10 protein-coding genes are annotated in these 10,534 nt (G+C 28.2%); 1 reads left to right on the top strand and 9 read right to left on the bottom strand.

Annotated elements, in window-relative coordinates:
• Positions 1-129: 129 nt before the first annotated feature.
• On the bottom strand, positions 130-588 hold the full coding sequence (locus tag A9758_RS04515) for a universal stress protein (RefSeq protein ID WP_011406980.1): 459 nt from the start codon (positions 586-588) through the stop codon (positions 130-132).
• Between the two features lie 175 nt (positions 589-763).
• Between A9758_RS04515 and dmpI the strand changes: the two genes are divergently transcribed.
• Positions 764-949: a 4-oxalocrotonate tautomerase DmpI gene (dmpI, locus tag A9758_RS04510; protein ID WP_011406979.1), complete on the top strand. Its 186-nt coding sequence runs from the start codon at positions 764-766 to the stop codon at positions 947-949.
• A 56-nt stretch (positions 950-1,005) separates the two neighbouring features.
• Here the strand turns inward: dmpI and hemA are convergent, their stop codons facing one another.
• The 8 genes from hemA to A9758_RS07575 all read right to left on the bottom strand — a co-directional run.
• Entirely contained in the window at positions 1,006-2,193 is a 1,188-nt protein-coding gene (gene hemA / locus A9758_RS04505; RefSeq protein WP_011406978.1) for a glutamyl-tRNA reductase, read from the bottom strand.
• Positions 2,194-2,348: 155 nt separating this feature from the next.
• Positions 2,349-2,981, bottom strand: a complete 633-nt coding sequence (locus A9758_RS04500) for a bifunctional precorrin-2 dehydrogenase/sirohydrochlorin ferrochelatase (RefSeq protein ID WP_011406977.1) — start codon at positions 2,979-2,981, stop codon at positions 2,349-2,351.
• A 57-nt stretch (positions 2,982-3,038) separates the two neighbouring features.
• Entirely contained in the window at positions 3,039-3,521 is a 483-nt protein-coding gene (locus tag A9758_RS04495) for a methanogenesis marker 9 domain-containing protein (RefSeq protein ID WP_011406976.1), read from the bottom strand.
• 120 nt (positions 3,522-3,641) lie between these two features.
• A complete protein-coding gene (locus A9758_RS04490; protein ID WP_011406975.1) occupies positions 3,642-4,370 on the bottom strand; it encodes a tRNA-dihydrouridine synthase in 729 nt (242 codons plus the stop codon).
• An 84-nt stretch (positions 4,371-4,454) separates the two neighbouring features.
• Complete coding sequence (locus A9758_RS04485) at positions 4,455-5,222, bottom strand: GTP cyclohydrolase III (protein WP_011406974.1); 768 nt, start codon at positions 5,220-5,222, stop codon at positions 4,455-4,457.
• 76 nt (positions 5,223-5,298) lie between these two features.
• The gene (gene cofD, locus A9758_RS04480; RefSeq protein WP_011406973.1) at positions 5,299-6,195 is read right to left on the bottom strand and encodes a 2-phospho-L-lactate transferase; all 897 of its coding nucleotides are present in this window, start codon (positions 6,193-6,195) and stop codon (positions 5,299-5,301) included.
• Between the two features lie 7 nt (positions 6,196-6,202).
• A complete protein-coding gene (locus tag A9758_RS04475) occupies positions 6,203-6,967 on the bottom strand; it encodes a coenzyme F420-0:L-glutamate ligase (RefSeq protein WP_011406972.1) in 765 nt (254 codons plus the stop codon).
• 242 nt (positions 6,968-7,209) lie between these two features.
• On the bottom strand, positions 7,210-10,534 hold a 3,325-nt coding region (locus tag A9758_RS07575), incomplete at its 5' end, for an Ig-like domain-containing protein (RefSeq protein WP_158005518.1).

The following is a 10,534-nucleotide window of genomic DNA, read 5'->3' as shown; positions in this document are numbered from 1 at the left end:
TATACTTTAGTTAATTATAACTTATTTCTAAAAACTTATATATTATTAATAAACTAAGTTATAACTAATAAGTATCTAAGTTATAATAATTATAATCTAAAAAAAATAAAAAAAAGAAATTCATTCTAATTATTTATTTGGAATGACAAGAATAGGGACTGTTGAATGTCTTACAGTTTTCTCAGTCACACTACCTAATAAAAATCTGTCAAGCATGTGTTTACCACTACTTGCTATAACAATTAAATCAACATCTTCTTTTTCAGATAATTTTAAGATAACATCTGCTGCATTACCTTCTTCTGTTCTAGGTGTTAATTTAACATGATCTATTTTAAATCCTTTTTCTTCTTCCATATTTTCAATAATGGATTTCACATGGTTGATTATTTTTTGACTTTCCTCTTCTAAGATAAGTTCAGATTTAGTAATTAAATCTTCCTCTGGAAGTCCTGTTAAATAAACACTATCAACTACATTGAGTATAATAATTTCTGAATCTTCAAGTTCAGCTATACGTAATGCATGTTCAATAGCTTTTTCTGAATTTTTTGAACCATCTGTAGGTAATAATATTTTTTTGTACATATTCATTCCTTCTATAATTATTACTCTTTTTGAGAATATAATTATTATTATATTATTTAATAAGTATTATGTTTTACTATTATTTTTTCTAAATCATTAATGTTATATATTAACAAATATTTAACTATATATATTAAAACTAAGATATTTTATAAAATGAACATAAGGTGATATAATGCCAATAATAACAATAGAAGGACCTAAAGCAAGTAAAGAACAAAAAAAGGAATTAATTGAAAAAATAACAAAAGTAGCATCAGAATGTTATAACTTGCCAGAACAAGCAATAACCATATCTATATATGAAAATCCAATGGATAATGTTGGAGTGGGTGGAAAACAACTATCAGACATGCATTAAATTTAATAATATTTTTTCAAATATTTTTAAAAAAAGAAATAGGGAAATCCTATTGGTTAGTTATATTCAAGGAGTATTTTTTTAGCATTTCTAATAGTGTCTTTATCATTATTAGCAGCTGCTTCTTTTAAATTGTTAATTATATTATATAATAGTTTATCAGTAATACTTCTTGTTAAATAATCTACCTTTTTAGATGATTTTTTATCTAAATCAAGCATGTGTAATGTTTTATCAAGTTCTTGTTTTCTAATTTTTTCAGCTTCAATATTTAATGAAGATAAAATCGGAGTTATTTCCATTTGTTTTAAAGATTCTTTAAGAAGAAGGGTTTCATCTTCAATAATAGCCTCAGCCTTAATAGCTTCCTTGTTACGACGTTCCTTATTTTTATCAGTAACATATCTTAAATCATCAAGGTTATATAATTTAACACCTAATTCCTGAACATCATTTTCAATATCATGAGGGTTAGCTAAATCTAACATAATCATGTCATGTAAATGTTCTTCAGGTAAAAATGCTATACGTTCTTTACTTATTATACTATGAGGAGCACCAGTAGAACTAATTACAATATCAATATTTACAAGTTCATTATTCATTTCATCAAATTTTATAGCTTCACCATCTAATTCTTGAGCTAACTGTCTTGCCTTATCATATGTTCTATTAGCAACAACTATTGTATTTGTTTCTTTTTCAAGCAAAGCCTTAGAAACAACAGTACCCATTTCTCCAGCACCAATTATAAGAACATTTTTTCCTTTCAATGAACCATACTTTTCTTCAATAAGTTCTACAGCACCACTACCTACAGATACACCACCTTCATTTATATGGGTATTTTTACGTATGGTCTGACCAACATGTATAGCCTTTGTAAAAACCTTCTCAAGCTTTGGGCCAATAGTCTTATTTTTTATGGCATTTTTACGGGCAGTTTTTATTTGTCCTAATATTTGATCTTCACCCATAATCATTGATTCAAGTCCAGAGGCTAATCTTAACAAATGATTTATAGCCATATCATTCTTTTCAACAATAAAAGTAGTTGTGGGAATATTAACTTCTTCATCAATTAGAAGATAAATTTCATATCTATTACATGTTTTTAGTGTAACTTCTTCTAAAATATCTAATTTCTCATGTAATTCAGCGTTTATCATATCTAGTTTAGCATATGATTTTTCCATTGTTTCTATATCTGCTATTTTAAAATCTATACGAATATTAACTAACATTCACAATCCCCTTATTAGATTTTTATTTCAATGTATCATTCAAATAAGCTTCACATACTCATATTTAATTAAAATACATTTATCTAATTTCATTACCATATATTAATTACTTATACTATTTATTTACTTAATAATACTAATATTTATATTAAAATTTAGTTTATCTTTTCTATGAGGCATTTAACATATTTTTTAGCCTCATCTAATTTTCCTTCTTCAATTAATTTCTGCACAATTTCATCTTCATTAACATGTATCATAAATTCTTTTCTATCATCCTGTGATGAAACATGTTTTTTTAGTAGATATCTAACATACTCTTGTAATTCTATAAATAAAATATCAGTTTCAGTTATAATACTCTGTATCTTTTTACGTAACTGTTTGGCCATAAGAGGACTTTTTGAATTAGTATATAATGAAATAGTAACAGAACCAATATTAAATGTTGATGGAACAATAACATTACTTAAAGAAATATCACTAGCACAATTTACTAATTTATCATGAGCTTTAAGAGAAATTTCCCTGTTTAATTCCATATTATCAGTAGCAACAACTACTAAATCACATTTTTTAATTAATTCATCTAAAGCATTATCACTATAGAATACAGCGCCCTTATTTATAAATTCCTCTTTTATATCATAATCAATTCCATGTGTTATAATAGAAACATAAGCACCAGCATCTAAAAATCGACGTGCTCTTCTAATACCAACTTGGCCAGTACCTACAATTAACACATTTTTCTCTTCCATATCTAAAAACAATGATGTAACTGTCATAATACAATACCTTCAAGGATTCATAAAAAAATAGTAATAAATAGAAAGTTTATAGAATTATAAACTTTTTAATCTAAGATTTTTAATTGCTGTTTTTAAATCATTACCAGCTTCAGTTAAAGCATTTCTTGCTTCATCAATGGTAATATTAAATGTTTCAGCAAGAGTACTTATGTCTTTATCAGAATATGTTATTTCATTAACATTTGAATGTTTAACAATCTCGTTGGCCAATTCCTTTTTTAATGTCATATAGGTATCATGTGACATACCTATTGATTGAAGTACAGAATCCCTTAGTGGACATGGTTTTGAAGCTTTACAACACCAGATTAAAGATCCAAAACATGTTCCAGTACCTTTACCTAACTCTGTTTTTTTACCAAATTCTTCCTTAATATTCACAAATTCCTGAGGACTTAAACCTACCTCTGCTAGTTTAGTATGTACAGGACAAGGTTTAACTGGAGGACAACAAAATGCCAATCCTCTTATATCTCCTCCTCTACATACATGAGCTGGTGCATCATCCCATCCCATTATAATCACTCCTTACTTTTAATTATTACATTTAATTATTATTTAAAAAGATATTTTCTTAGTATAATTATTTTATATTAATAATACTTATGGTTTTCATAAATAATTAATTTTTCATATTTAATAAAAAATATCTTGGATATTTCCATTAAGTGCAGCTCTTGCAACAGAAACACTATCAGCTCCACTATTTATCATTTTCATATAATCATCATGTGTTGTAACACTATTATTTCCAATTAAATGTATCTCTGTGTTGTTACTAACTTCTTCTATAATTTCATAATCAGCTTCCATAATTCCAGGATTTGTAGCATCTAAGTGAATATAGTCTATATTATATGATTCTATTAATTTAGTGATTTCTAAAGTATCAACACCACATACATTTGCACGTATCTTCACACTAACATCCATATCATACGATGAAACCTCATCTAATACTTGACTTAGTCTCTTCTTATCCTTAAGAAGACCTTCTCCAGCACCTGCTTTTACAACAGCCTCTTGTCTACAATGAGCATTTATTTCTAAAATATCAATATTTTTGTTGTTCTTAACTACTCTAAATGATTCTGGTTTTATACCTCTTAAATTAACACTAATTAAACCTTGCCATGATGGATTGTAGTTTCTGATTATTTCTACTTGTTTTGATATGTGGGAAGATAATTCAGTGGGTTTAATTATAAATTCTTGCCTATTATTTTTTGTGTTTTCAATACCTGCAGTATCTGTTTCTAAATCTGAATTATATCCACCTAAAGTTATAATATCAATATTTTCTTTAGTAAATTTCTTACAAAACTCACCATCACAGATTCCAGCCATAGCAGATAATACATTCATAATAATAACCTCTCACATAAACATTTATTTTAGTATAATTTTAATAAAAAATAGTTTTCATAAAAATAAAAAAAAGGATGGTTATTAATATTCATCTAAATCATTAAATAACAAGACAGAATCATCTACAAGTTCTGCTCTAATATCCTCTAATCCAATGTCTGCTAAATCAGCAGCACGTCCTGCCTGTTTTGCAACACCAATTCCTGCTTTTAAGGTAACACCAGTTTTTTTATCAACAACTTTTAGAGCCTCTCGTAATTGATCTTTAGATATTCCATTAGTAGGAGCCATATAATTATCTCCACCTATGAAAAAACACATACCTCCAATTTTTGCAAGTTCATCCATCAATGCAAGAAGTACTTCATATACCTTTATAGATGTATCAAAGGCAGTTTCAATATCAGTTAATGTATTTGTTATATCATTAATATCAATATGGGCAATTTGGACAAGACTATTATCATCATCTGCTAATGAATCAATATTTAAAACTTCACATCTATTAGCACTTTGAGCTCCACCACCATTTTGAATCATCTTAGTAGCGATTTTTTGAGCTTCATATGCAGTATCTGCTGTACCTACCCCCATACTTATAGTGATAGGATATCTATTTCTTATAGATTGTTGAATAAGTAGATGATCATCATAATCCATACCATTACTTATTGCAATAAGATTATCAAATCTATTAAAAAATACTATTGCTCCATGTGCACCAAATTCGCGTTCTAAATCTCCATATAATCTTGATTGTAATGTTTGTAAATCTGGTTCTGCTCTTGGTCCTGGTGTAACTGTCCAAGGCCCATAATTATCTATTTGTATTAATGTAACTTGTATCATTCAATCACTTTTATTATTCTTTAAAAAAATTTTCTCCAATTTTTTACTTCAATATATGAATTTAAATTATAATTATTTATTCAAGTATCATTTTTGCTAGTTTGATTTTATCTTCCATTGTTTTTAAAATTATATTCTCTAATGATACTTTAGGTATTTCATTTTCTATAATATGTTTATATTTGTCATCTGTATTATTTATTATATAATGATTAAGAAAATCTTTATAAATTGAAGCTACTCCAACACAATCATTACTGTATCCTTTTGCCATCATAAATTTACTAGCAGGACCACTAATAGCATTATTACTTATAAATGGAGATACACTTGTAACATAAACATTTTTCAAAGCTTTTTTCACACCAGGCATATTGATTATTGGATTAATGGATGTTATAGGATTTGAAGGTCCAATTATTACAGTATCACTATTTTCAATAGATTCAATAACACCATCAGCAGCTTCAACAGGAGAATATATAACATCATTTACATGAGGTTTTGATTGGCGTGTAATTAGAAAGTCATGAAATGACAGCATACCCTCATCAGTGTCAATAGTAACATGGGGTTGTGTATTGCTCATTGGTAAAATGGTAGATTCAATACCAAGAGCATTCTTCTGTATTTTAACAACATCTTGTAATGAATATTCTTTGAGTAATTCAGTCTTCTGTATTTTTAATGCCCTGTCTTTATCACCAATACGAAGTGTTTCATGAAAACCTAATTCTTCTAATACTTCATGTGTATAAAATGTATCATCAACACGTCCATACCATGTTTTGTCATTAATTAAATCACACAATGTGTACATAACAGTATCAACATCAGCACTAACATAAACTCCAGAAAAATAATTATTTTCCAAAGTATTTACAATAACAGTTAAGTCTTTGGCTTTAATAATTTCTTTAATACCTTGTAATAATTTAGGAGTACCAGTTCCGCCAGATAAAACAGTAATCATAGTAACACTACCTAAACACATCAGTTTCTTCATCGCGAATAGATTCAATAATACTTGCCTCATCAATAGCGCATTTTACTAAGGAATTATCATAACCTCTAATTAAAACAAGACAAATACCATTATCAGATTGACCCATAACTAAGGATGCAGCACTAGCAAGTTCATCAGCAGTACCTTCAATTGTACTCATCAATTCTTGACCATACAAATCGCTACTTCCTCTAAAATCAGTACAAGGATGAATACCACTGATACCAATAGCAACACCAACAGCACCAACACGCCATGGTCTGCCCTGTGTATCAGAGATAATAACACTAACATCCACATCAAAGACTTCATCAAGATATTTTTTTATACATCTTGCACTTCTATCAGCATCCACTGGAAGGGGTGTAACATAACCTTCTCTACAGTTACTATTATCAATTCCAGAATTAGCACAGATAAAACCATGAGGGGTTTCTGTTATAATAAGTCCAGTTTGACATCTAATAATTTTTTTAGTATTATCAAGAATAATTTGACATTGTTTAGCATCTTTTCCTGATTTTAAAGAAATGTCTTTTGCTTTATCTGAAACAACAACATCCTCAATCTTAACATAATTTCCTTCAGCTTTAGATACAACAGTCTCTGCAAGAACTAAAACATCATCATCTTCTAACTTAATATTATTATAATTAAGTGTATCACATATTATTCTAGCTAAATCATCATTTTCTTCAATAATTGGAAAATTCTCCACACCTATAATTTCTAAACTCATAATAAATCATCTTCTTTTAATCTATTTAAAGCCAGACCATAATCTTAATTATTTATAATATATATTGAATTGTTAATATAAAATTTTTAAATAAAACAAGTATTAATAAAAGGGGTATGAAAAATGATTGTATAGGTAAAATAGATATGAATTTCTAAAAAATAAGATTTCTATAATAAACATTTTTTTAAAAAATTTGAGAGAAATAGATAAAACTATTCTCTCATCATGGCTAAAGAAATTTAAATAAAATTTTCTTCAACAACAGTAAGTGTACTGTTAACATCACTACGTTCATATAATGAGTTTCCAAATACACATGTGAAGTTATATTCTTTTGCAGCCATGTTTTGTGGTATTGTGTAGTTGATTGTTGCAACTCCATCTACAACATTAGCTTGTATAATATTACCATCAGTATCTCTTAATGTTTTACCATTAATTTTAAATATTACAGTTCCACCATTTACTGGTTTATCATCACTTGTAACTTTTACTGAGAATGTTGCTGGTTTTCCTGCTACTACATTTGTATTAGATGTAATTTCTACTTTAGCAACAGATTTTGTAATATTCATAGTAGCATTTGTCATAATAGAGCTATATTCATTATTTCCACCATATTTAGCAGTGAATGTAATACTTGATTTTGCCCATCCTTTTGGTACTATGAAATTATCTATCATAGCTACACCATCTACTACTTTAGCATAAATTATGTTACCATCATTATCTCTTAATGTTCTACCATTTACTTTGAAGATTACAACTCCACCATTAATAGCAGTACCATTTATATTTGTTAATGTAGCAGATATTGATATTGTATCATTAATTTTAGCAGTTACTGGATTTAATGTGAAAAGCATATCTTTACCACTTGCTTTGTTAACAATAATCATGGTAGTAGCTGTTTGTGGAGCATAAGTATCTGTTCCAACATAATCTACTTGTATGTTTCTTGCACGAGCTGTTGTAAATGTGGTGTATATTGTAGCACTACCATCAACTACTGTTGCTCCAGCAATAATATTACCTTTATTATCAGTTAATCTAACAAATCCTTCCCCTACTTTAGAACCGTCAGTTGTTGTAACATTAACAACTACGGCAATAGGAGTGTTAACTGTACCAATAATAGCTGAATCTACATTGATATTTACATATTCAATATTTTTTCCAGTATTATCTTTAATTGTGTTATTTTCACCAGTAGCTAGTACTGAATTATCACCAGATAATTCTTTAGCAACTAAACTATTATCTGTTACTTGATGATTATTTCCAGTTACTGTTACTGCATATGTGTTGTTTAATGATTTTACTGTGTTATATCTTATTATATCGCTTGTTTCACGGTCTATGATTATTCCTGCATTGTTTTGGCTGTTTATTGTATTGTTAATTGCATTGTTTTCTTGTCCATATGCAAAGTATATACCTGTTGTTCTTGGTTTAAGATAGTCTGCTGAGGAGTATGTAGCATTATCTGCACCATCTACTATGATGTTGTTTCCTGTTACATTTGAGTATGCTCCAATAATACCAATAGCCATTGGTGTATGGGCTGTTAAATTGATTGTGTTATTTACTACTGTTGTGTTATCTCCACCAAACTGTTCAAATGCATATACATTATATCCAGTACCTGTAATTGTATTGTTAATAACTTTATTATTTGTTACATTACCTGAACCTGGTATATAATCAGAACCTCCATATCCAAAGTTCTGTATACTTATACCATATACTGAATCTTCAGCATGTGTACTAGGATCACCTGATCTGTTACCACCATTGAATATGATGTTATTATTTGCTATGGTGTTATTACTCATACCAACACCTTCTATCATAATACCAGAGAGGTAATTACGTGAAGTTAAATTAATGTTGTTATTTGAAATATTGTTATTAGATCCTCTTACTTGAATTGAATAAAGATATTCTGTTCCAGTTATATTAATTGTATTATTAACAACTGTATTGTTACTTGATAAAAGAATTCCATATAATGTATTAAAGCGGTCATCTAGAGCTTGTGATTCTGTTATTGTAATGTTATTATTTTTTAAAGTTGTATTTGAACCTCGGCCGTATATAACCATACTTGCAGGATGATTGGTCTTATCCCAGTTAATTTGATTTGATGGTACACTTGCATTAATATTACAGTTACTTATTATATTATTACTGTTTTGCAAGTTGATGGCTGATATAGTATATTCAGCAGGATTATTAAATTCATTAACATTTAGTGTAATATTACAATTATTTATTGTAACCTTAGTTTCATCATCACATATTCTATTTATTGGACAAATATCACTATCAACACTATCTTCATATTCTGCTTTAATAGTTATATTTTCTAAAAGAACATTAGAATTTTTTCTAGAACTTATTGCAAGCATTTTTGATGCATCATCAAACATAGTATTATAAGTCAATGTCATATTAGCTATAGTAATATTACTGTTAATACTATTAGCTATATTTATTTGGAAATTATTCAAAGTACAATTATTTATTCCAATAATTTCATACACATAACCTGCCATTCTTTTACTAGCCATTCCCAAATATAATCCAGGTGTAGGTAAACTTTCTATATAAATTCTACTATATGGATGTTTTAGGAAAATTGAAATTTTAAGCGCTGTTTCATACTGAATATAGTCTAAATAATTATCTTTAGTAATTGTTACCTCAAACCATTCAATATCGTCACGTTTTAAAGATTTACTTTTTCTGATATTAGTATCATGTGTGTGATTACATGGAGTAATGCTTGGGTTATTTTCTACAAATATAAAATCATCATTACATGAGGTTATATTTGTTAATCCACTTTTTACATATAAACTATCTCCCGTGTTGTTTATCATTGCTACGTTTGAACCTGTAATATTAAGTAATGTAATATTGTTTCCAATGATTGTATTATTACCTAATGCTTTTAGGGTTGTTATAGTATTTTCAGTTGCATTTGAACCAGATTGTAAACTCACAACTCCTGTAAAGGCATTGTTTTTTAATGTACTGTTTACTCCAGAGATTACAGTTCCACTACAAGTATTGTTTTCTATTGTACTGTTTAATGATGCTGTGAAACTTGATCCATTGTATAATTTGTTGTTTTTATATGTGTTTCCTGTGTATCTATCATAGTTATCTCCAATAGTCCAGTCTATACTGCTTGTACTCATCCATTGTGTTGTGATACCTTGTCCTTGATGATATATTGTATTATTTTCTACAAAGTTATCTCCACCACTTAAGGTAATACCATAACATAAACCAGAGTTAACAGGTCCTCTTACAGTGTTGTTTATAATTCTGTTTCCTCTATTTAATGTAATATCAGTATATGATTGTCCTTGTACATTGTATGTTGTAAGATATATGAGATTTCCCACATTACCTGTACCTGTTATTGTGTTATTTATAAGTGTACAGTTGTTTGCCCATGCAAGTACTAATGTACTACTTCCATTGTTATTTGTTGTTTTGAAGATTGAGTTTTCTACTGTTTCATAACTTGCATTATCTCTTATTGAGAATACT

Source organism: Methanosphaera sp. A6 (assembly GCF_001729395.1).
Classification (GTDB): Archaea; Methanobacteriota; Methanobacteria; order Methanobacteriales; family Methanobacteriaceae; genus Methanosphaera; species Methanosphaera stadtmanae.
The sequence above is the reverse complement of the archived record's forward strand: the minus strand, read 5'-3'. Positions and strand labels throughout refer to the sequence as shown.

What these genes read in the sequence shown, in the direction of transcription:
- A9758_RS04500 (WP_011406977.1), bottom strand. Translation starts at nt 2,981, where the DNA reads ATGACAGTTACATCATTGTTTTTAGATATGGAAGAGAAAAATGTGTTA.
- A9758_RS04475 (WP_011406972.1), bottom strand. Translation starts at nt 6,967, where the DNA reads ATGAGTTTAGAAATTATAGGTGTGGAGAATTTTCCAATTATTGAAGAA.
- A9758_RS04485 (WP_011406974.1), bottom strand. Translation starts at nt 5,222, where the DNA reads ATGATACAAGTTACATTAATACAAATAGATAATTATGGGCCTTGGACA.
- A9758_RS04495 (WP_011406976.1), bottom strand. Translation starts at nt 3,521, where the DNA reads ATGGGATGGGATGATGCACCAGCTCATGTATGTAGAGGAGGAGATATA.
- dmpI (WP_011406979.1), top strand. Translation starts at nt 764, where the DNA reads ATGCCAATAATAACAATAGAAGGACCTAAAGCAAGTAAAGAACAAAAA.
- A9758_RS04490 (WP_011406975.1), bottom strand. Translation starts at nt 4,370, where the DNA reads ATGAATGTATTATCTGCTATGGCTGGAATCTGTGATGGTGAGTTTTGT.
- A9758_RS04515 (WP_011406980.1), bottom strand. Translation starts at nt 588, where the DNA reads ATGTACAAAAAAATATTATTACCTACAGATGGTTCAAAAAATTCAGAA.
- hemA (WP_011406978.1), bottom strand. Translation starts at nt 2,193, where the DNA reads ATGTTAGTTAATATTCGTATAGATTTTAAAATAGCAGATATAGAAACA.
- cofD (WP_011406973.1), bottom strand. Translation starts at nt 6,195, where the DNA reads ATGATTACTGTTTTATCTGGCGGAACTGGTACTCCTAAATTATTACAA.